This is a genomic window from Cellulomonas oligotrophica, from assembly GCF_013409875.1.
Classification (GTDB): Bacteria; Actinomycetota; Actinomycetes; order Actinomycetales; family Cellulomonadaceae; genus Cellulomonas; species Cellulomonas oligotrophica.
On record NZ_JACCBK010000001.1, the window covers coordinates 2,157,082 to 2,176,627 of the forward strand.

At 76.6% G+C, this 19,546-nt stretch carries 21 protein-coding genes; 16 read left to right on the forward strand and 5 right to left on the reverse strand.

Annotated features, from left to right (window positions below; translation table 11 throughout):
* Positions 1–56: 56 nt before the first annotated feature.
* Positions 57–578: a hypothetical protein gene (locus BKA21_RS09700; RefSeq protein ID WP_140458015.1), complete on the reverse strand. Its 522-nt coding sequence runs from the start codon at positions 576–578 to the stop codon at positions 57–59.
* 333 nt (positions 579–911) lie between these two features.
* Here BKA21_RS09700 and BKA21_RS09705 point away from each other — a divergent pair, with 333 nt between their 5' ends.
* From BKA21_RS09705 to BKA21_RS09735, 7 genes are all read left to right on the forward strand, one after another.
* Complete coding sequence (locus BKA21_RS09705; RefSeq protein WP_140458016.1) at positions 912–1,370, forward strand: PASTA domain-containing protein; 459 nt, start codon at positions 912–914, stop codon at positions 1,368–1,370.
* An 84-nt stretch (positions 1,371–1,454) separates the two neighbouring features.
* On the forward strand, positions 1,455–2,153 hold the full coding sequence (locus BKA21_RS09710; RefSeq protein WP_140458017.1) for a TetR/AcrR family transcriptional regulator: 699 nt from the start codon (positions 1,455–1,457) through the stop codon (positions 2,151–2,153).
* Positions 2,154–2,165: 12 nt separating this feature from the next.
* A complete protein-coding gene (locus tag BKA21_RS09715; protein WP_140458018.1) occupies positions 2,166–3,065 on the forward strand; it encodes an ABC transporter ATP-binding protein in 900 nt (299 codons plus the stop codon).
* The gene (locus BKA21_RS09720; protein WP_140458019.1) at positions 3,062–4,714 is read left to right on the forward strand and encodes an ABC transporter permease; all 1,653 of its coding nucleotides are present in this window, start codon (positions 3,062–3,064) and stop codon (positions 4,712–4,714) included. Before BKA21_RS09715 ends, BKA21_RS09720 begins: the two co-directional genes overlap by 4 nt.
* Positions 4,715–4,938: 224 nt before the next feature.
* Positions 4,939–5,307: a hypothetical protein gene (locus BKA21_RS09725; RefSeq protein ID WP_140458020.1), complete on the forward strand. Its 369-nt coding sequence runs from the start codon at positions 4,939–4,941 to the stop codon at positions 5,305–5,307.
* Positions 5,308–5,762: 455 nt separating this feature from the next.
* Positions 5,763–6,320 (forward strand): hypothetical protein, encoded by a 558-nt coding sequence (locus BKA21_RS09730; protein ID WP_140458021.1) that lies wholly within the window; start codon positions 5,763–5,765, stop codon positions 6,318–6,320.
* Positions 6,321–6,493: 173 nt separating this feature from the next.
* A complete protein-coding gene (locus tag BKA21_RS09735) occupies positions 6,494–8,524 on the forward strand; it encodes a SpoIIE family protein phosphatase (protein WP_140458022.1) in 2,031 nt (676 codons plus the stop codon).
* Positions 8,525–8,551: 27 nt separating this feature from the next.
* Here BKA21_RS09735 and BKA21_RS09740 read toward each other — a convergent pair whose 3' ends face one another.
* Positions 8,552–9,655, reverse strand: a complete 1,104-nt coding sequence (locus tag BKA21_RS09740; protein WP_239072873.1) for a CobW family GTP-binding protein — start codon at positions 9,653–9,655, stop codon at positions 8,552–8,554.
* A 106-nt stretch (positions 9,656–9,761) separates the two neighbouring features.
* On the opposite strand from BKA21_RS09740, the gene rpmB reads away from it, so the two are divergent.
* The 7 genes from rpmB (at position 9,762) to BKA21_RS09775 (ending at position 11,881) form a co-directional block, all read left to right on the forward strand.
* Positions 9,762–9,998, forward strand: a complete 237-nt coding sequence (rpmB, locus tag BKA21_RS09745) for a 50S ribosomal protein L28 (RefSeq protein ID WP_140458023.1) — start codon at positions 9,762–9,764, stop codon at positions 9,996–9,998.
* On the forward strand, positions 9,998–10,168 hold the full coding sequence (gene rpmG, locus BKA21_RS09750; protein WP_140458024.1) for a 50S ribosomal protein L33: 171 nt from the start codon (positions 9,998–10,000) through the stop codon (positions 10,166–10,168). The genes rpmB and rpmG overlap by 1 nt, the downstream gene beginning before the upstream one ends.
* Before the next feature lie 3 nt (positions 10,169–10,171).
* Positions 10,172–10,477: a 30S ribosomal protein S14 gene (gene rpsN / locus BKA21_RS09755; RefSeq protein WP_140458025.1), complete on the forward strand. Its 306-nt coding sequence runs from the start codon at positions 10,172–10,174 to the stop codon at positions 10,475–10,477.
* A gap of 28 nt (positions 10,478–10,505) precedes the next feature.
* Positions 10,506–10,772 carry a type B 50S ribosomal protein L31 gene (locus tag BKA21_RS09760; protein WP_140458026.1) on the forward strand — a complete coding sequence of 89 codons (267 nt, stop codon included), beginning with the start codon at positions 10,506–10,508 and terminating at the stop codon, positions 10,770–10,772.
* Positions 10,769–10,891 carry a type B 50S ribosomal protein L36 gene (gene ykgO, locus BKA21_RS09765; RefSeq protein WP_034625243.1) on the forward strand — a complete coding sequence of 41 codons (123 nt, stop codon included), beginning with the start codon at positions 10,769–10,771 and terminating at the stop codon, positions 10,889–10,891. Before BKA21_RS09760 ends, ykgO begins: the two co-directional genes overlap by 4 nt.
* Positions 10,891–11,079, forward strand: coding sequence for a 50S ribosomal protein L32 (gene rpmF / locus BKA21_RS09770; RefSeq protein WP_140458027.1), 189 nt, complete (start codon positions 10,891–10,893; stop codon positions 11,077–11,079). The genes ykgO and rpmF overlap by 1 nt, the downstream gene beginning before the upstream one ends.
* Positions 11,080–11,482: 403 nt before the next feature.
* Positions 11,483–11,881: a DUF234 domain-containing protein gene (locus tag BKA21_RS09775; protein ID WP_257023682.1), complete on the forward strand. Its 399-nt coding sequence runs from the start codon at positions 11,483–11,485 to the stop codon at positions 11,879–11,881.
* Between the two features lie 12 nt (positions 11,882–11,893).
* On the opposite strand, the gene BKA21_RS19525 is transcribed toward BKA21_RS09775, so the two are convergent.
* Together BKA21_RS19525 and BKA21_RS09785 are read right to left on the reverse strand one after the other, a co-directional pair.
* Positions 11,894–13,234 carry a YibE/F family protein gene (locus tag BKA21_RS19525; protein ID WP_140458029.1) on the reverse strand — a complete coding sequence of 447 codons (1,341 nt, stop codon included), beginning with the start codon at positions 13,232–13,234 and terminating at the stop codon, positions 11,894–11,896.
* Positions 13,231–14,529, reverse strand: coding sequence for a YibE/F family protein (locus tag BKA21_RS09785; protein WP_140458030.1), 1,299 nt, complete (start codon positions 14,527–14,529; stop codon positions 13,231–13,233). The genes BKA21_RS19525 and BKA21_RS09785 overlap by 4 nt, the downstream gene beginning before the upstream one ends.
* A 114-nt stretch (positions 14,530–14,643) precedes the next feature.
* Here BKA21_RS09785 and BKA21_RS09790 point away from each other — a divergent pair, with 114 nt between their 5' ends.
* A complete protein-coding gene (locus BKA21_RS09790) occupies positions 14,644–17,310 on the forward strand; it encodes a circularly permuted type 2 ATP-grasp protein (protein WP_140458031.1) in 2,667 nt (888 codons plus the stop codon).
* Positions 17,307–18,230: a transglutaminase family protein gene (locus BKA21_RS20170; RefSeq protein WP_140458032.1), complete on the forward strand. Its 924-nt coding sequence runs from the start codon at positions 17,307–17,309 to the stop codon at positions 18,228–18,230. Before BKA21_RS09790 ends, BKA21_RS20170 begins: the two co-directional genes overlap by 4 nt.
* Positions 18,231–18,285: 55 nt before the next feature.
* Here BKA21_RS20170 and BKA21_RS09800 read toward each other — a convergent pair whose 3' ends face one another.
* Positions 18,286–19,503 carry an NAD(P)/FAD-dependent oxidoreductase gene (locus tag BKA21_RS09800; RefSeq protein ID WP_140458439.1) on the reverse strand — a complete coding sequence of 406 codons (1,218 nt, stop codon included), beginning with the start codon at positions 19,501–19,503 and terminating at the stop codon, positions 18,286–18,288.
* Between the last annotated feature and the right edge of the window lie 43 nt (positions 19,504–19,546).

The window sequence follows — 19,546 nt, forward strand, 5'->3', positions numbered from 1 at the left end:
CGTCGACCGCGCCCAGCGGATGCGAGGAAGGACACCGTCCGGGCCCCGGTCGGCGCTCACCGCCAGACGACGTCCCGCCACCGGCGGAGGGTCGCCGCGTCCGGGCGGCCCCAGGCGTCGTCGACCCAGAGGCTCCCGGTGAACGGCGCCGGATCGGCGAGCGGGACGCCGTGCCTGGTGGTGACGCGTCCGAGGGCGTCGAGGCTCTCGAGCGAGGTCTCGCTCACGAGGCCGGTGAACAGGCCGCCGTAGGTGATCTCGACGAGCGCGTCGATCGCCGCCTCCGCCTCGTCCTGGTCGACGCCGCTCACGGCGACGGCGCGGCGCAGGTCGTCGGGCATGTCGTCGTCGAACGTGACCAGCGGGTGGGCCCGGTACCAGGCGTCGAACGTGGTGGGCTCGACGGTCGCGCGCTGCCAGAGGTGCTCCTCCAGGGTCTCGAGGGAGCCACAGTCCAGGCCGACGACACGCCGCCAGCGACGGAAGGTGAGCAGCCCGACCGCCTGGCGGGCGGCGACGGACGGGTCGGCGTACACCGCGGGCGGCACCCGCGCGGGCTGCTCTCGCGGACGCATCACGCGCGCATCGTCGCTGGGCGGACGTGGTGACGTCTCGGGTGCCGGCGAGCGGCACGGGCGAGAAGCACCCGGGTGGGTGGCGGCCGGACGGGGTGGGGGCGTGACGGGCGCCACGGGAGGAATCGGACGATGGGCCCAGGGCGTCGCCCGTTCAGGTGAGTACCCGCATGCCGAGGCTACCGAGTGGTACGGATCACCGGCTGTGGGCGATGCCAGGGCCCGTAACAGGCACGTAACGTCGAGGGACGTCCGTGGCGGGCGCCCATCCGGCCCCTGCCGCACGCGGCGCCGTCGCCGCACACCCCTACCCCCCCCACACCCAGGGATTCTGCGATGCGCTCTGCCCTCGTCCGTTCGTCCGTCGTGCTCGCCACGGTCGCCCTCACGCTCACCGCCTGCGCCGGCGCGCCGCCGAGCACCACGACCACGTCCGCCGCCCAGGCAGGTGCGGGCGTGGAGTCCGCCGCCGCCGAGCCGAGCGTCGAGCCGACGCCGGAGCCCACGAGCGCAGACCCGGCCGACGTCTCCGCCGACGACCTGGAGATCGCCGACGGGGGCGAGTCCGGCACGCTCGACGTGCCGTCGTACACGAACATCCTGCTGACCACGGCGCGCGCGAGCCTGGAGCTGCGGGGCTTCACGGTCGAGGCGGTCGACGCGTCGGGCCAGTCGCGGATGGTCGACCAGGAGGACCAGTGGGTCGTCGTCGCGCAGGACCCGCCGGCCGGCGTCGTCGTCGAGGGCTCGTTCGTGGTGCTGAACGTGATGCACCGTGACGAGGTCAACGGCTGACGCACCGCACCTGGACGCCCCCGACACCGTCGTCGGGGGCGATTCTCTTGCCCCCTCCCTGAACGAGTGGTTAGTCTGCTGAACATGCGGTCAGCAACGTCGTCGTCGCCCCGCCCGGACGACCTCACCGCCCGGGCCCGGATCCGCGACGCCGCGATCGCGCGGTTCGGCCGCGACGGCTTCGGCGTGGGTCTGCGCACGATCGCCCAGGACGCCGGGGTCAGCGCCCCGCTGGTGCTGCACCACTTCGGGTCCAAGGACGGGCTGCGCGCCGCCTGCGACGAGCACGTGCTGGCCACCGTCAAGGAGCACAAGGCCGACGCCCTCGGCCCGTCCGGGCCCGACCACCTGCTCGTCGAGCTGGCGCAGGTCGAGGGCTACGCGCCGCTCGTGGCGTACGTGCTGCGCAGCATCCAGCACGGCGGCGACCTGGCCCGCACGTTCCTCGACGCCTTCGTCGCCGACGCCGAGGCGTACCTGCGCGCCGGTGTCGCCGCGGGCACGATCCGCCCTAGCCGCGACGAGGCGGCCCGCGCCCGGTGGCTGACGCTGCAGGGCCTGGGCGGGATGCTCGTGGCGCTGGCCGTCGACCCGCTCGACGACCCCGCCGGGCTCGGCCCCCGCCTGCGCGCCTACCTCGACAGCCTCGCGCTGCCCGCCCTCGAGCTCTACACCGAGGGCCTGATGACCGACCGTCGCATGCTCGACGCCTACCTCATGTACGTCACGGACCCGCCCGCCGGCACGCCCGGCCCCACCCCACCCGGAGACCCCACGCCCTGAGAGAAGACCGCCATGCCCAGCACCACGCCCGTCGTCGACGTCCACGAGCTGTCCAAGAGCTTCGGTCGCGTCCGCGCCCTCGACCGCCTCGACCTGCGGGTCGAGGCCGGTGAGGTGCACGGCTTCCTCGGCCCCAACGGGGCCGGCAAGTCCACCACCCTGCGCGTGCTGCTCGGCCTGATCCGCGCCGACCAGGGCACCGCACGCCTGCTGGGCGGCGACGCCTGGGACGACGCGGTCGCGCTGCACCGGCGCCTGGCCTACGTGCCCGGCGACGTCACGCTGTGGCCCAACCTCACCGGCGGCGAGGCGATCGACGTGCTCACCGGTCTGCGCGGCGGGGCGGACCCGCGCCGGCGCGCGCAGATGCTCGAGCGCTTCGACCTCGACCCGACCCGCAAGGCGCGCACGTACTCCAAGGGCAACCGGCAGAAGGTCGCCCTCGTCGCGGCGCTCGCCTCGGACGCGGAACTGCTCGTGCTCGACGAGCCGACGTCCGGCCTGGACCCGCTCATGGAGCTCGTGTTCCAGGAGTGCGTGCGCGAGGCGGCGGCAGCAGGCCGCACCGTGCTGCTGTCGAGCCACATCCTCGCGGAGGTGGAGCGCCTCTGCGACCGCGTGACGATCATCCGCGACGGGCGGGCGGTGCTCGACGGGTCGCTGACCGAGCTGCGGACCCTGCACCGCACGGCCGTCACCGCCGTGACGCCGGCTGACGGCATCGCGTCGCTGCCGGGGGTCCACGACGTGCGCCACGACGGCGAGCGCGTGCACCTGCAGGTCGACGACGACGCGCTGCCGGCGCTGCTCGCGCACCTGGCCCGCACCGGTGCGCGCGGGCTGACGGCGACGCCGCCGTCGCTCGAGGAGCTCTTCGTCTCGCAGTACGGCACGACAGGTGCGGACCGGTGACCGCCGCGACGCACGCCCGCACGGCCCCCGCCGCACCGGCGCCGGCCGCCCCGCGCCCGTCCACCCTGACCGGCACGGGCCGGCTGCTGCGGCTCGCGCTGCGGCGCGACCGGGTGCGCATCCCCGTGTGGGTGGTGTCGATCGCGGGCCTGGTCGGGTACTTCGCGGTGGCGATCCCCGTGGCGTACCCCGACGCGGCCGCGCGCCAGACGCGGGCGGCGATCATGCGCGACCCGTCCGGCGCGCTGCTGTCGGGCCCCGGCTACGGGCTCGACGACTACACGATGGGCGCGATGGTCACCAACGAGATGCTCGGCATGCTCGCGGTGGCCGCGGCACTCATGTCGGCGTTCCTCGTGGTGCGGCACACCCGCGCGGAGGAGGAGATCGGCCGCACCGACCTGGTCCGCGCGGGCGTGGCGGGCCGGCACGCTCCCCTGGCCGCCGGCGTGCTCGACGCGCTGGTCGCGAACGCCGCGGTGGCGCTGGCCCTGGTCGGCGCACTCGTGGGGACCGGGCTGGCGGTCGACGGGTCGGTGGCCGTGGCCCTGGGCGTGGCCGGCGTGGGCGTCGTCTTCACCGGCGTCGCCGCGGTGACCGCGCAGGTGGCGAGCACCGCACGGGCCGCCACCGGCTCGGCCGGCGCCCTCGTGGGGCTGGCGTTCCTCCTGCGCGGCGTCGGGGACGCGCAGCAGACCGGGGGCAGCGCGCTGTCGTGGGCGTCGCCGATCGGGTGGGCGCAGCAGACCCGGGCGTTCGTCGACCTGCGCTGGTGGCCGCTGGCGCTGCACGCGCTGCTGGCGGTCCTCCTCCTCGTCGGCGCGTGGGCGCTCGTCGGGCGTCGCGACGTCGGCGCGGGCCTGCTGACCGTGCGACCCGGGCGTGGCGCTGCCGCGGCCTGGCTGCGCACCCCGCTCGGCCTCACCGCCCGCCTGGAGCGCACCGCGACGATCTCCTGGGCGGCCGGGCTGGGCGTCTTCGGCCTGCTCACCGGCTCGATGTCGCCGGGGATCGTCGACTCGTTCGCCGCGCAGCCCGAGCTCGCGACCGTCTTCGGGGCGTCCGGGGACGACCTGCTGCGCGGCACGCTGTCGGCGTTCCTCGGCTTCTTCGCCATGGCCGTGGCCGTGTTCGCGGTGGTGACCGTGCACCGGCTGGGGCGCGAGGAGTCGTGGGGGCGCGCGGCCGTGGTGCTCGCGTCGGCGGTGGGCCGCCCGCGGTGGCTGCTGGCGCACGTCGGCGTCGCGCTGGGCGGCGGCACCGTGCTGCTGCTGGTGTGCGGCGTCACCCTGGGCGTCGGGGCGGCCGGGTCCGTCGGGGACGCCGGGCTCGTCGTCGACCTCACCCTGGCCGCGCTGGTCCACCTGCCGACGGTGGCGCTGTTCACGGTGCTGGCCGCGGCGGTGCACGGCGCGGGGCTGCCGTCGTGGACGACGTGGGCGGCGCTCGTCGCGTCGATCGTCGTGGGGCTGTACGGCCCGCTGCTCGACCTGCCGGCCGCGGTGCTCGACGCCGCGCCCTTCGGGCTGGTGCCCGCGCTGCCCGCGGAGGCCTTCGAGCTCGCACCGGTGCTGGGCGTGGGCGCCGGTGCCGCCGCGCTGCTGGGCGTGGCGCTGGTGCTGCACCGCCGCCGCGACCTGCGGGCCTGACGGCGTCCACCCGCCCGACCCTGGACGACGGATCCCGTCGTGAGGCACGTCACGGACAACTCATCCGCTCCGTCGCTCCCGTGGTGAGGCTCACCCGAATCGATGCGACAACCCCGGGCCGCGCGACGTAACGTGCTGGAAACACCCCGCGACGACGTCCACCCGACGTCGGCGCGCCCGGCGTCGCCGCCGATCCCACCACGACCCTCTGGGGGAGCCCCATCATGCGTACCACCGCCCTGCGGACGTCCGTCGCCCTCGTCGCGGCCGCCACCCTCCTCGCCGGCTGCGCCTCGAGCAGCGGCACCGCCGGGACCGCGGAGACCACCCCGTCGCCGTCGCTCACCGCCGACGGCGGCACCAGCGGCATGGTCGACGTCATCTCGCAGACCAACATCCTCCTCGTCTCGGCCCAGGAGACCCTCGAGGCCCGCGACCTCGTCGTCGAGGTCGTCGACGCGACCGGCCAGGACCGCATGGTCGAGGACCCGACGCAGTGGGTCGTCGTCGCGCAGGACCCCGAGACGGGCACGGTCACGTCGGGCTCCACCGTCGTGCTCGAGGTGCGCCGCACGGACGACCCGCGCTCCTGAGCACCCCCTGACCCGGCCCGCACCACGGGCCGACCCGCCGAGCCCGGCCCCGACCACCCGTCGCGGCCGGGCTCGCGCCGTCACCGGACCCCGACGCCGACGGGTCACGACCCGCACCATGGGCGGGCGGCCCCGCAGGTGGGACGGACGAAACCTTTCGTGCCGCACGCGCGGGCGGCGGGGTGCCTAACGTCGTCGGCGCCGCCCCCGGGACGCCGGGCGCGCCCGGCCGGGCGCGCCCGTCGTCCGACCGCCGTGGCACCGCGCGCGCCGGTCACGCCGGACGCCCGCCCCTTCTCCCGCCAGGAGCCCACGTGCCCGACGCCCGCGACAGCACCATGGGAGCGCTCTCACCCAGCCGCACCCGCCCGATCTCACCACCCACCACGGCCCTGCCGCTGGCCGGGCCACCCACGGCGCCCGCCGTGCCACCCGCCAGCCCGGACGCTGTGCCGGTGCCTGCGCCGGAGCCCGCGCCCGGACGCCGCCCGGGGCGTCGACGCAGCGCCGTCGTCGTCGCGGGACTCGTAGCCGTCGCGGTCACGGCAGCCGTCGTCGCGCTGGCGCTGCGCGGCGGCCCCTCCTCCGCCGCGCCCGACCCGCAAGCCACGGCGGCCACGCTCGCCGGCGGCAGCGTGCCGTTCGGCGGCACGTTCACCTACGACGACGGGCTCGCGCTCACGGTCGGCGCGCCCGAGGCGTTCGAGCCGTCCGCCTCGGCGGAGGCGCCCGGCACCGGCACGCACGTGCGCGTCGAGGTACGCGTCGACAACGGCACCGCCGAGCCCTTCCTGCCCGCGACGCTCGCGACGGTCGCGACCGCGGACGGCGGCCCCGCGGCCACGGTCTGGGACCCGGAGCTCGGCCTCGAGCTCACCGGCCCGCCGCACGCTGCCCCCGCCGGCGCGACGACCACGTTCCAGCTCGGGTGGACCGTCGTCGACCCCCAGAGCCTCCGGCTCGAGATCACCCCCGCGCTGCTCGGCTACGAGCCGGTGGTCGTCACCGGGTGAACCTCGGCGCGGCCGGTGCGCCCCCGGGGCGGCCGGCCGCGCCGCACCGGTGCCGCGGCAGGAGGGACCTGGCACCCAGAACCGGGCCGAACCACCACACAGGTGGGCGACGGCGGGCGCGCAGCACGCCATGATGGGGGCGGCCCGCTCCTCGAGCGGGGGCGGGGGATGACATGGCACGGGAGCACGACCGGCGGGTCGGTGCGGACGTCTTCGCGGCGTCACGCATCGGGCTGTTCGAGTACGACGTCCAGGCGGACCGCCTGGTCTGGGACGAGCGCATGCACGACGTCTACGGCGTCGGGCCGGGCGCCTTCGACGGCACCCTCGAGGCGCTGGTCGAGCTGGTCCACCCCGAGGACGCCACCCGCGTGCGACGGGCCATCGCCGCGGCGCTCGAGGCCTGCGGCGAGTACGACGCCCGCTACCGGGTCGTGCGACCCGACGGGGCGACGCGCTGGGTGATCGGGCGCGGCCGCGTCCTCGCCGGCGCGGACGGCGCCGCGGCCCGGTTCGTCGGCGCCGCGTACGACGCCACCGAGATCGCCGACATGGACGCGACCGTGGCCCGCGAGCTCGAGATCATGCCGACCGCGTTCGTGACCCTCGACCACGACCTGGCCGTCCGCTACGTCAATGGTGCCGCGGAGAAGCTGCTGCAGCGCACGCGCGACCAGCTCGTCGGCCGCGGGCTGCTCGACACGTTCCCGGCGGTGGGCGGCACCACGTTCGAGCACCAGTACCGGCTGGCGCTGCGCACCGGGCGTCCCGTGACGTTCACGGCCCGGCACCCGGCGCCTCTCGACGCCTGGTACGAGGTGCACGCGTGGCCCGGCCCGCACGGGCTGTCCATCTACTTCTCGGACGTCGACGACCGGGTCCGGGCGGAGCAGGCCGTCGCGGCCGCGACGCGCCGGGCCGCGGTCCGGGCGCGGGTCGCCACCGAGCTGTCCGAGACCCTCGACGCCGACGAGGCCGTCGCACGGCTGGCGACGATCGTCGTCCCGGCCGTCGGCGACTGGTGCGTGGTCACCCTCGTGGACTCCGACCACCCCGGCGCCCGGCCGCGGACCCGCGACGTCGGCACCTGGCACGTCGACCCGGAGCGCCGCGCCCTCGTCGCGGAGTACGCCCAGGTGCGGCTGGCGTCGCTCACGCCGGACGCGCCGCTGCGGCAGGCGCTGCGCACGGGCGAGGTCGTGCGCGTGACGTCCTCCGACCTGCCCGACCCGTTCGACGTCGTGAAGCCGGGGCGGGCGCGCGACCTGCTCACCGAGCTCGCCCCGCAGTCGGCGGTCGTGCTGCCGCTGCGGGGACGCGGGCGCACCGTCGGGGCGATCAGCCTGTTCAACGGTGCCGACCGGGGCCCGGTCTCCGACGTCGAGGTCGACCTGCTGCGCGACGTGGCCGGGCGGGCGGGCATGGCGCTCGACAACGCCCGGCTCTACCACGCCCAGCTGCGGGTGGCCGAGGAGCTGCAGCGCTCCATGCTCACGGATCCACCGCACGTGCCCGGCCTGGCGACGGCGGTGCGGTACGCGCCGGCCTCGCAGGTCGCCCGCGTCGGCGGGGACTGGTACGACGCGTTCGGCCTGGCCGACGGGTCCACCACCCTCGTCATCGGCGACGTGGTGGGCCACGACGTGAAGGCCGCCGCGGACATGGGGCAGGTGCGGGCCCTGCTGCGCGGGATCGCGGTGGCGACGCAGACGTCGCCGTCGGTGCTGCTCACGCAGGTGGACCGGGCGCTGCACACGCTGGGGTCGCACGCGATGGCGACGGCCGTGGTCGCGAGCGTCGGGGCGCTGGACGACCCGACGGTCGACGGCCCGACGACGGTGCGCTGGTCCAACGCGGGGCACCCGCCGCCCGTGCTCGTCGAGCCCGACGGCACGGTCCGGCTGCTGAGCGCCGCCGCGCCCGAGCCGCTGCTGGGCGTGCTGCCGGACCGGCCGCGCACCACGAGCGAGCTGCCGCTGCGCCCGGGTGCGACGCTGCTGCTCTACACCGACGGCCTGGTCGAGCGGCGGGACATGCCGGTGCGCGAGGGCATCGCCCACCTGCAGCAGGCGCTGGCGTCGCTGCACGCGCACACGATGGGCCTGGACGACCTGTGCGACGCGGTGCTGCACCGGCTGCTGCCGCCGGACCGGCACGACGACGTCGCGCTGCTGGCCGTGCGCCGGTGCCCGCGGGCGCTCTGACGGCGCACGGCCCGCGGGCGGCCCGGCTCAGGCGGCGGTGCGGTCGCCGAGCCAGGGGGCGAGCACGTCGGGGCGTCCGAGCCACTCCCCCAGCCCGCGGCTCATCTCGGCCGGCGTCAGCAGGATCTCCTCGAAGGCCTCGACGAGGGCGGGCCGCTCGTCGCCGGTCCCGGTGACGACGATCCGGGTCTCGGGCGTGCGGCGCCCCCAGGGGCCCGCCGCGCCGATGCTCAGCTGCCCGCCCGCGCCGTCCCAGACGCACAGGGTGTCGGGGCGGCTGGGCACCCAGAACCGGCCGCGGGCGCGGAACGGTCCGTCGCCGAGGCGGTGCACCTCGTGCACGAGCCGCTCGGGGTGCAGGGGCCGGTCGGAGCGCAGGTCGAGGGTCCACACGCCGTGCGCGGTGGGGGCACCGGGCACGGGGGCGGCGTACCAGGGGTCGAGCCGGCGCTCGCCCTCGACCACGCGGTGCTCGCGCGCGACGAGCTCGTGGACGTCGACGCCGTAGCGGCCGTCGACGCGGCGGGAGTCCGCGGCCCGCACGTGGTCGAGCAGGTCGGACGCGACGGGCGAGGCCTCCCCGCTGACGAGCACGACGTCGGCGTGCGTGACCTGCGCGGCAAGGGCCTCGCCGACCGAGCGGCGGTCCTCGAGCGTCAGGGCGAGCTCGCGCTCGTCGAGCAGGTCGTCGCCGAGCAGGTCGTGCTCGAACGTGGCCAGGTCGACGGTGGTCACGACGTCGGCCAGGCGCAGGCGGGCGAGCGGCTCGCGCGGGCGCATGGCCCAGCCGAGCGCGCGGACGACGGGCAGGGACTCGGCGCTGACGGGCAGCGCGAGGACGATCGCGTCCCAGCGGCCGTCGGCGGCGAGGCGCGCGAGCGTCGGCAGGGCGTCCTCGCGGACGGCGCACGAGAGGCACGCGTGCTCGAGCGGCACGGTCTCGTCCTCGACCGTGCCGGTGGCGTCGGCGACGACGCGGCGGATCTGGCCGCCGCCCTCGTCGTCGTGGATGTCGTGGCGGACGGCGACGACGCGCGGGGAGTCCATGAGGAGCCCGACGACGACCGCGTCCCTCTCGACGGGGTCGAGGGAGGACAGGACGACGACGGGCGTGCGGCTGCGACGGCTCAACGGTGCTCCTCGGTGCGGCGGTCAGCCGGCCGCGCGACGCGGCGTCGACTGAGATCGGTTCTCGACAGTTGACGAGAACGATAATCACTAACTACCGTTCCGGTCCATGAGCCGTCACTGCCAGGTCCTCGGCAAGGTGCCGTCCTTCGGGCGGTCCGTGTCGCACTCGCACCGCCGCACCCCGCGGCGGTTCGACCCGAACATCCAGCGCAAGCGGTACTGGGTGCCGTCCCTGCGCCGCCACGTGACCCTGCGCGTCTCGACCGACGGCATCAAGACCATCGACCGCCGCGGCATCGACGCCGTCGTGGCCGAGATCCTCGCCCGCGGGGAGAAGCTCTGATGGCCGGCAAGCGCACCGAGCTGCGCCCCGTCATCAAGCTGCGCTCCACCGCCGGCACCGGGCACACCTACGTGACCCGCAAGAACCGCCGCAACACCCCGGACCGGCTCGTGCTGCGCAAGTTCGACCCCGTCGTGCGCCGGCACGTCGACTACCGCGAGGAGCGCTGAGCCGTGGCCAAGAAGAGCAAGATCGCCCGCAACGAGCAGCGCCGCCAGGTCGTCGAGCGGTACGCCGCCCGACGCGCCGAGCTGCGCGCCGCGTCCGTGAACCCCCACCTCACCGAGGACGAGCGCCAGGCCGCGCGCGCCGAGCTGCACCGCCAGCCCCGGGACGCCAGCCCCGTGCGCCTGCGCAGGCGGGACGTCGTCGACGGCCGCCCCCGCGGGCACCTCGGCACCTTCGGCCTGTCGCGCGTGCGGTTCCGTGAGATGGCGCTGCGCGGCCAGCTGCCCGGCGTGACCAAGTCCAGCTGGTGACCAGCACCCCGACCCCCAGGAGCCACCCGTGAAGCAGGGCATCCACCCCGACTACCACCCGGTCGTGTTCCGCGACCGGTCCGCCGACTTCGCGTTCCTCACGCGGTCCACAGCCACGTCGTCCGCCACGATCGAGTGGGAGGACGGCAACACCTACCCCGTCATCGACGTCGAGATCTCCAGCGCCAGCCACCCCTTCTGGACCGGCAACGCGCGCGTCATGGACACCGCCGGCCGCGTCGAGAAGTTCAACCGCCGCTACGGCCGCAGCCAGCCCGAGGAGGGCACCCGATGAAGGTCCGCGCGTCGCTCGCGTCGCTGAAGAAGAAGGACGGGTCGATCGTCGTGCGCCGCCGCGGCAAGACCTACGTCATCAACAAGCGCAACCCGCGCTGGAAGGCCAGGCAGGGCTGATGGCCGTCCCCAAGCGCAAGACGTCGCGCTCCCGCACCCGCTCGCGCCGCGCCCAGTGGGTCGCCACGCCGGTCGAGCTCGTCCCCCTGCGCGTCGACGGTCGCACCGTCGCCGTGCCCCGGCGCCTCGTCGGCGCCGTCCGTCGCGGCCTGGTCGACCCCGCGACGCTCCCCGACGCCCCGGCCTGAGCGTCGTCGCTCGTCGCCGGGACCTGCGCCGGCGACGGACGCCAGGACGGGCGCACGCGCGGCCGGCGCGGGCCACCAGCGCGCTCGTGGTCTCGGGCACGCGCGTCCTCGACGGTGAGCTGCCGGCGGGCGGGCGGCCGCGCGACGTCCTCACGGCGATCGGCGGACGGGGCGAGCGCACCTTCACGGGTGTGCTGGGCGCGGTGGGCGACGGGGTCAACGCGACCACCCTCACCCGGGCGCTGGACACGCTGGTCCGGGCGCGGGCCGTCGCCGCCGACGAGCCGCTGTCCGCCCGCCGCAACACCAAGGACCGTCGCTGGCGCGTCGCCGACCCGGCGCTGCGGTTCTGGCTCGCGATGGTCGAGCCCGCGCAGGGCGACATCGACCGGGGCGTCCCGACCTGGCCGCCGAGCGGGTGGCGCGCGGGTACGCCGCGTGGCGGGGGCGCGCGGTCGAGCCGCTGGTCCGCGACGCCCTCGCACGCCTCCTGCCCGACGACCGGTGGCCCGACGTCCGCACGGTCGGCGGCTGGTGGCCGCGCACCAACCGCCAGGAGATCGACCTCGTGGGCGCCGACGACCGGCCGGCCCGCGAGATCGCGTTCGTCGGCACCGTGAAGTGGCGCGCGTCCGCGCCGCTCACGGCCGCCGACGTGACCGCTCTCGCGACCGACGCCACGGCCGTCCCCGGGGTCACGGCGGCGACGTCGCTCGTCGGCGTCTGCCCCGCGGGCGCCGAGCCCGACCCCCGCCTCGCCCAGGTGTGGACGGCCGACGACCTCCTCGCGGCCTGGCCCTGACGGGCCCGCCCGTCACCCGACGTGGCGGTGGGTGTGGGAGTGGCCGGTGCCGGCGAGGCGGGCGGGGTCGTGGACGGTGACGGCGGCGAGGGCGGCGATCAGCGTGGTCAGGGGGATCGCCAGGACGAGGCCGACGGAGCCGGCGAGGGTGCGGACGATCTCCTCGGCGAACTCCCCCGTGGTCAGCGTGCGGGTCAGGGGCTGGGCGTAGAGCTCGAGGAGCAGCAGCACGGGCAGCGACGCGCCGGCGTACGCGAAGGCGATCGTGTAGACGGTGGACGCGATGTGGTCGCGGCCGATGCGCATGCCGCGCTCGAACAGCCGCCGCCAGGACGCGTCGGGGTCGGACGCGCGCAGCTCGAACACGGCGGCGGCCTGCGTGATCGTGACGTCGTTGAGCACGCCGATGCCGGCCAGGACGACGCCGGACAGGAACACCCCGCGCAGGATCTGGATGCCGTCGTCGCCGAGCAGGCGGGCCAGGCGGTACGTCTCTTCGGTGGACCCGGGCTGCAGGTGCGCGAGCTCGGCGCCGAGGACGCCGAGGCCGGTGACCATGGCCAGGCCGGCGAGGGTGCCGACGAGGGCGGTGGTGGTGCGCAGGGACACCCCGTGCGCGAGGTACAGGACGATGATGACGATGACCGTGGACGCGCTCAGCGCGACGACGAGGCCGCTCTGCCCCTGCACGAGGCCGGGGATGAGGTAGACGGCGAGGACGACGAACGCGAGCGCGAGCCCGATCAGCGCGCGCAGCCCCCGCAGGCCCGCGACCAGCACGGTCACGAGCGCGAAGACGAGCGCGAAGGTCCCCAGCGGCAGGCCGCGCTGGTAGTCGCCCCACGCCCAGACCTCGGCGGCGCCGTCGATCGGGGGGTAGCGCTCGACGATGATGCCGGTGCCCGGGGGGACGTCGCCGACGCCCACGCCGGACGTCGCGAGCACCTGCACCTGGGTGCCCGCCAGGGAGCCGCCGGTGACGGTCGCGTCGACCTGGAGGCACTGGACGGTCTCGGGCACGGTGCCGTCGGGGGCGACGTCCTCGATGGTGCCGTCGCAGGTGGTCCAGCGGGCGTCCGTGACGCCGGCCCGCAGGTACTGCACGTCGACGTCGACGAGACCGGCACCGGCGGTGGTCTCGCCGTCGGGCCAGGTGAGCGCGACGCCGACGAGGGCGGCGAGGCCGAGGACGACGACGACCGCGCCGAGCACCCACGCCGGCCCGCGTCCGCCGCCGTGCCGGCCGTGCGGGGGCTCGACGGGCTCGGGCGGGACGGCGCCGTACGCGGCGGCGGCGCGCCGGGCGGCGGGGTCGTGGGGGGCGGGGACCGGCGGGGAGGGGTCGGTGCTCACGCGTCGATGCTGGCAGACCGCACGGCCCTCGGCCCGACGTCCTGCGGGTCGGCACCGCCGGGGACGGCGTCCGGGCCGTGCTCGTCGTCGGCGCCGTCGACCGCCCCGCCCGCGCGGCTCAGGCGCACGAGCGACGCCGCGAGCGCCGTGGTCACGGGGATGGCCAGGACGAGGCCGATGGACCCGACGAGGGTCCGCACGACCTCCTCGGCGACCTCGCCGCTGCCGAGGACGCCGAGCAGGTCGCGGTCGGAGAGGCTGACGAGGAGCACGAGGGGCAGGGCCGCGCCGACGTACGCGAAGACGATGGTGTAGACGGTCGAGGCGATGTGGTCGCGGCCGATGCGCATGCCCTGGCCGAACAGCTGCCGCCACGTGCTGCCGGGGCGGGCGGCGTGCAGCTCCCACACCGCGGACGCCTGCGTGATCGTCACGTCGTTGAGCACGCCGAGGCCGGCCAGGACGATGCCGCAGACCAGCACGGCGCGCAGCCGCACCTCGGGGGCGACGGACATCAGGTCGAGCGCGTCCTCGCCGGACAGTCCGGTCAGGTGCGCGGCACCGCCGGCCCACGCGGCGATGCCGGCGGTGGCGACGAGCCCGACGAGGGTGCCCGCGAGCGCGGTGGACGTGCGGACCGAGACGCCGTGCGCGAGGTAGAGGACGGCGAACATGATGGCGACGCTGGTGACGAGGGCGACGGGGACGGCGGGCCGGCCCTGGAGCAGCGCGGGCAGCGTGAACACGACGACGACGCCGAGGCCCACGCCCATCCCGACGAGCGCCGCGAGCCCCCGCCAGCGCGCGACGAGGACGACGAGGACGACGAACACGACGGCGAGCAGCACCATCGGCGGGCCGCGGACGAAGTCGACGAACACGTAGGTCGTGGTGGTGGCCTCGGGGTCGGCGAGGGGGTCCAGCGCGGTGGCGGGCAGCTCCATGCGGGCCAGGCGCACGGTGTCGCCGGTGCTGAGCTCGGGGACGTACTCGGGCGGCACGTGCGCGGGGGCCTGCGTGCCGTCGGGCAGCAGGACGGTGGCCTGCTCCATGCCGTCGTCGGTCGCGTCGACGGCGACGACGTCGGCCCGGACGTAGGTGACGCCGGGGCCGTCGGTCTCGATGACGGGCGGGCGGGCGTCCGCGGACGGCCACAGCCACCAGGCGCCGACGGCGGTGAGCAGCGCGACGGGCACGAGGACGGCGGCGAGCAGCGCGCGGGCACGGGTCGCGGTGGCGCGGGCGGCGGGGCCGGTCGGCGGGGGCGGTCCGGCGTGGGCGTGGGCGTGCGGCACGCCCCCAGCATCCCCGGCCCGCGCGGCCCGCCGGGGCCCGACACACCTGCCGGGCCGGCGGCGCGCGGTGGACCGGGGGCCCGCGCCGGGCGCGGGTGCGACAGACTGCACCGGGTGACCGACCTGCTCTCGTCGCCGCGCCCCGACGGGGCGGTGGTCGCGCACCGTCCGGACTGGTCCTGGCTGACGGAGCCGGCCGACGCACCGACGCCGGAGGACCTGCTGCGCGCGGGCCGGCAGGCGGAGCAGGTGCTCGCCGAGCACGGGGTGACCTACGGGGCGGACCGCACGGACGGCGGCGCGGGCCCGTGGCGGCTGGACCCGGAGCCCGTGGTCGTCGACGAGCCCGAGTGGCTGCGGCTGGACGCGGCGCTGGTGCAGCGCGCCGAGCTGCTCGACGCGGTGCTGCACGACCTGTACGGGCCGCGGCGCCTGCTGACGGACCGGCTGCTGCCGCCGTCGGCGGTGCTCTCGCACCCGGGGTTCGTGCGGGCGGTCGACGGGCTGCGCACCCCGGGCGGGCGGGAGCTCGTGCTGACCGCGACGGACCTGGTGCGGGACTCGGACGGCGCGTGGTGCGCGGTCGCGGACCGCACGCAGGCGCCGTCGGGCCTGGGGTACGCGATGGAGGACCGGCGCGTCGTGGCCCAGGTGCTCGCCCCGGTGTACCGGCAGGCGACGATCGCCCGGCTCGGGCCGTTCTTCCACGCGCTGCGCCAGGCGCTGCGCGACGTCGCCCCGGCGTCGGCGGGCGACGAGCCGCGCGCGGTGCTGCTCTCGGCGGGGCCGGCGTCGGAGACGGCGTTCGACCAGGCGTACCTGGCGTCGATGCTGGGCCTGCCGCTGGTCGAGGGCTCGGACCTGCTGGTCCGCGAGGGGCGTCTGCACCTGGAGGGCATCGACGGCCTGGAGCCGGTGGACGTGGTGCTGCGCCGCGTCGACGCGGACTGGTGCGACCCGCTGGACCTGCGGGCGGGCTCGCGGCTGGGCGTGCCGGGCCTGGTGCGTGCGGTGCGCGGCGGGTCGGTGTCGCTGGTCAACCCCCTGGGCGTCTCGGTGCTGGAGAGCCCCGCGCTGGCCGCGTACCTGCCGCGCCTGGCCCGCGAGGTGCTCGACCAGGACCTGGCGCTGCCGTCGGCGCCCACGTGGTGGTGCGGCGACGAGCGCGCGCTGCGGCACGTGCTCGGTCGGCTCGACCGGCTGGTGCTCAAGCCGACCGCGCCCGGGGCGGAGCCGGTGCTGGGCTGGGCGCTGGGCGAGGAGGAGCGGGCGGCGCTGGCCGCGCGGGTCGCGGCAGAACCCTGGGCGTGGGTCGGGCAGGAGCCCGTGGGGCCGCACGCGGCCGCACCCGTCGAGGTCGGCGCGGCGGGCGTCGGGACGGACGGCACCACGACGACGGACGGACCCGGCACGGGCGTCGGCCCCGTCGACCTCGGGCCGCGCGCCGCCGTGCTGCGCGCCTACGCCGTCGCGCACGCGGGCTCCTACACGGTCATGGCCGGCGGGCTGGCGCGCGTCGCGGACTCCCTCGTGGTCTCGTCGTCGCGCGGCGCCGTGGCCAAGGACGTGTGGGTGCTCGACCCGTCCGCCGCTGCGGAGCCCACGGCCCCGAGCCGCGACGAGACGCTGGTGACGGCCCGGGCGTGGCGCGGCCACGGCATCTCCCCGCGCGCCGCGGAGAACCTGTTCTGGATGGGCCGGTACGCCGAGCGCGCCGAGGACGAGGTGCGCGTGCTGCGCGCCGTCGCCGACCGCTGGGACGACGACCACCACCGCCCCGCGTCCGCGGGCGGGCGGGCGCTGGGCGTGCTGCTCGCCGCCCTGACGCCGGCCGCGCTGCCCGACGGCGGGGAGGCCGCGGCGCTCGCGGCGGCGGCCGAGGGCGACGCCACCGTCGTCGCACCGCCGGTGCCGGCGCTGCGCGACCTGCTGCTCGACCGGCGCACGCGCGGGTCCGTGGCGCGTGCCGTCAAGCGGCTGACCACGGCTGCGGCCGCCGTGCGCGACCAGCTCTCGACCGACACGTTCGCCCCGCTGGGACGCATCGAGCGCGCGCTGCGCGACGAGCGGCACCGCGCCCGGCGCCGCGGCGACGACCCGGCGGGCCGCCCCGACGACGCCGCCGCCGTCACGGTGGGCCTGCGCCCCACCCTCGACCGGGTCCTCGAGGGCCTGCTCGCGCTCGCGGGCGTCGCCGCCGAGGGGCTCACGCGGGACGCGGGCTGGCACTTCCTCGACGCGGGCCGGCGCATCGAGCGCGCGCAGAACCTCGTCGGCACGCTCGCGGCGACCGTCGTGGTGCGGCACGCGCCCGAGGTCGAGGAGCTCGTCCTGGAGTCCGTGCTGCTGGCCACCGAGTCCGCGATCACGTACCGGCGTCGGCACCCGTCGGGCACGACGCTGACGGGCGTGCTGGACCTGCTCGTCCACGACCGCACCAACCCCCGCTCGTTGGCCTTCTGCCTGGACCGGCTGCTCGCGGACCTCGAGGCCGTGCCGCCGCCGTGGCGCTCGGCCGGGCAGCGCGACCACCTGCTCCAGGGCGTCACGGACCTCGTCGCCGAGCTCGACACCGTCGCCGTCGGGTCCGTCGTGTCCGACGACGGGCGGCGTGTGCGGCTGGCGGAGGCGCTGGAGTCGATCCAGTGGCGGCTGCGGGCCGCGGCGGACGAGATCGAGCGCGTGCACTTCGCCCGGCCCGGCCCGAGCCGGGCGCTGGACGACCTGTGGGGCTCGACGTCGGGCTCCCCGTGGCAGCCCACCGAGGAGGTCGCCCCGTGAGCCGCACCTACGACCTCGTGCACCGCACCACGTACGAGTACGCCCAGCCCGTGACCGACTCCTACGGGCGCACCACGACGACACCGCGCGAGCTGCCCGACCAGCACGTGCACGCCACGGCCGTCGAGGTCGACCCCACGCCCGCGGACACGGACCGGCACGTCGACTTCCACGGCAACACCTCGACGTACTTCGGCGTGACGACGCCGCACACCCGCCTGGTCGTCACCACCCGCTCGACGATCGAGGTCGCCCGCACCGCACCGGCGCGCGCGGACCTGCCCGACGTCGGCTGGCAGGCGGTGGCCCGGGCGCTGGCCGCGGGCGACCTCGGCACCCTGCGCACGGACGCCGCGGGCCTGGTCGCGCTGCGCGAGGCCGTGCTGCCGTCCGCGCACGTCGCGTTCGTCGACGAGGTCCGCGCGTGGGCGGCGCCCTCGTTCGCCGCCGACCGGCCGCTGGCCGACGTGCTGCTCGAGCTCGTGCACCGCATCCGCACCGAGCTGACCTACCGCTCGGGCTCCACGACGGTCCACACCACGCAGGCGCAGCTGCTGGCCCAGGGCGCCGGGGTGTGCCAGGACTTCGCGCACCTGATGATCGCGGCGCTGCGCGTGCACGGCCTGCCCGCCCGGTACGCGTCGGGGTACATCGAGACCCGTCCGCGCCCGGGGCGGCCCAAGCTGCGCGGCGCGGACGCGTCGCACGCGTGGGTCTCGGCGTGGCTGCCGGGCCACGGGTGGCTCGAGGCCGACCCCACCAACGACCAGCTCGTCGACGACCGGTACGTGGTGCTCGGCTGGGGCCGGGACTACCACGACGTGCCACCGCTGCGGGGCGTGATCTTCACCGAGGGCCGCGGCGGCGCCCCCCGCGTCGAGGTCGACCTGGTCCCCGCCGGGGCCGACCCGTTCGTCTGACCGCCGGCCTCTTCTGACCGCCGGCCTCGTCCGACCGTCAGCCCGGCGCAGCCCGTCAGGCGGTGATGCGGCCGCGCAGGGCCTCCGGCGAGACGTCGGTCTGGTGGGCGATCACGTCGCGCGCCGCGTCGGTGCGGTCCCACACGTCCCACAGCAGCACCCCGGCGACGCGGCCGCCGTCGAGGTAGTACACGACGCCCTGCGCGTACGGCTCGTCGCCGTGCCAGTCCTCCACGGTGTCCAGCGACGCGTCCAGGCGGCCCACGGCCTCGTACCCCAGCTCGAACAGGTCCGAGTAGTAGAACGGCGTGTGCGTGTACGGCTCGCCCGCTCCGGCGATGTTGCGCCCCGCCTGCCGGCCGGACGACTGCGCGTGGTCCACGTGCTCGACGCGCCGCCGCCCCAGCAGCCGGTCCGGGTACTGCGCGAGGTCGCCCGCGGCCCACACGTCCGCCGCGGACGTGCGCAGCTGCTCGTCGACCACGACCCCGTCGTCGACCGTGATCCCCGCGGCCTGCGCGAGGTCCGTCTCGACCTCGATGCCGACGCCCACCACCAGCGCGTCGGCGTCGATCGTCCGACCGTCCTGCAGGTGCACCCGCACCGCGTCGGGCCCGGCGTCCGCGGACGCGAGCCGGGCGCCGCGCACGAGCGCGACCCCCGCGTCGACGTACCGCTGGTCGACCCGCGCGGCCAGCGCCGCCGGGAAGACGTGGCCCTGCAGCACGTCCTGGCTGACCACGAGCGTGACGCGGGTGTCGTTCTGCGCGAGCGCCGCCGCGACCTCCGTGCCGATGTACCCGCCGCCGACGACCACCACGTGCCGGCCCTGGCCCGCGACCTCCCGCAGCCGCTCGTAGTCGCGCACCGAGCGGTAGTACAGGACCCGCCCGGACTCCTCGACGCCCGGCAGGTGCACCGGCCGCCCGCCCGTCGCCAGCAGCAGACGCCCGTACCCGAGGGTCCGCCCGTCGTCGGTCGTCACCGTGCGTGCGGCGGTGTCGACCGCCACGACGCTCGTGCCGAGCAGCAGCGTCGCGCCCGTGGCCTCCGCGGTGCCCAGCGCGACACCCTCGAGCGTCGTCTCCGGGTCCGTCCACAGCCCCTTGCTCAGCGCGGGCCGCTCCACGGGCGCGGTGTCCTCGCGCCCCACGACGGCGATCGTCGCGTCGGCGTCGAGCTCACGGATGCCGCGCGCCGCGGCGTCGGACGCCATGCCGGCGCCCACCAGCACGACGTCGAAGGTCTCGGTGGGGGTCGCGAGGCTCGTCATGGCCTCGACGGTAGGACGGGCGACGGACCCCCGCACGGCGAGG

What these genes read in the sequence shown, in the direction of transcription:
- BKA21_RS09705 (WP_140458016.1), top strand. Translation starts at nt 912, where the DNA reads ATGCGCTCTGCCCTCGTCCGTTCGTCCGTCGTGCTCGCCACGGTCGCC.
- BKA21_RS09710 (WP_140458017.1), top strand. Translation starts at nt 1,455, where the DNA reads ATGCGGTCAGCAACGTCGTCGTCGCCCCGCCCGGACGACCTCACCGCC.
- BKA21_RS09715 (WP_140458018.1), top strand. Translation starts at nt 2,166, where the DNA reads ATGCCCAGCACCACGCCCGTCGTCGACGTCCACGAGCTGTCCAAGAGC.
- BKA21_RS09725 (WP_140458020.1), top strand. Translation starts at nt 4,939, where the DNA reads ATGCGTACCACCGCCCTGCGGACGTCCGTCGCCCTCGTCGCGGCCGCC.
- BKA21_RS09735 (WP_140458022.1), top strand. Translation starts at nt 6,494, where the DNA reads ATGGCACGGGAGCACGACCGGCGGGTCGGTGCGGACGTCTTCGCGGCG.
- rpmB (WP_140458023.1), top strand. Translation starts at nt 9,762, where the DNA reads ATGAGCCGTCACTGCCAGGTCCTCGGCAAGGTGCCGTCCTTCGGGCGG.
- rpmG (WP_140458024.1), top strand. Translation starts at nt 9,998, where the DNA reads ATGGCCGGCAAGCGCACCGAGCTGCGCCCCGTCATCAAGCTGCGCTCC.
- ykgO (WP_034625243.1), top strand. Translation starts at nt 10,769, where the DNA reads ATGAAGGTCCGCGCGTCGCTCGCGTCGCTGAAGAAGAAGGACGGGTCG.
- rpmF (WP_140458027.1), top strand. Translation starts at nt 10,891, where the DNA reads ATGGCCGTCCCCAAGCGCAAGACGTCGCGCTCCCGCACCCGCTCGCGC.
- BKA21_RS09800 (WP_140458439.1), bottom strand. Translation starts at nt 19,503, where the DNA reads ATGACGAGCCTCGCGACCCCCACCGAGACCTTCGACGTCGTGCTGGTG.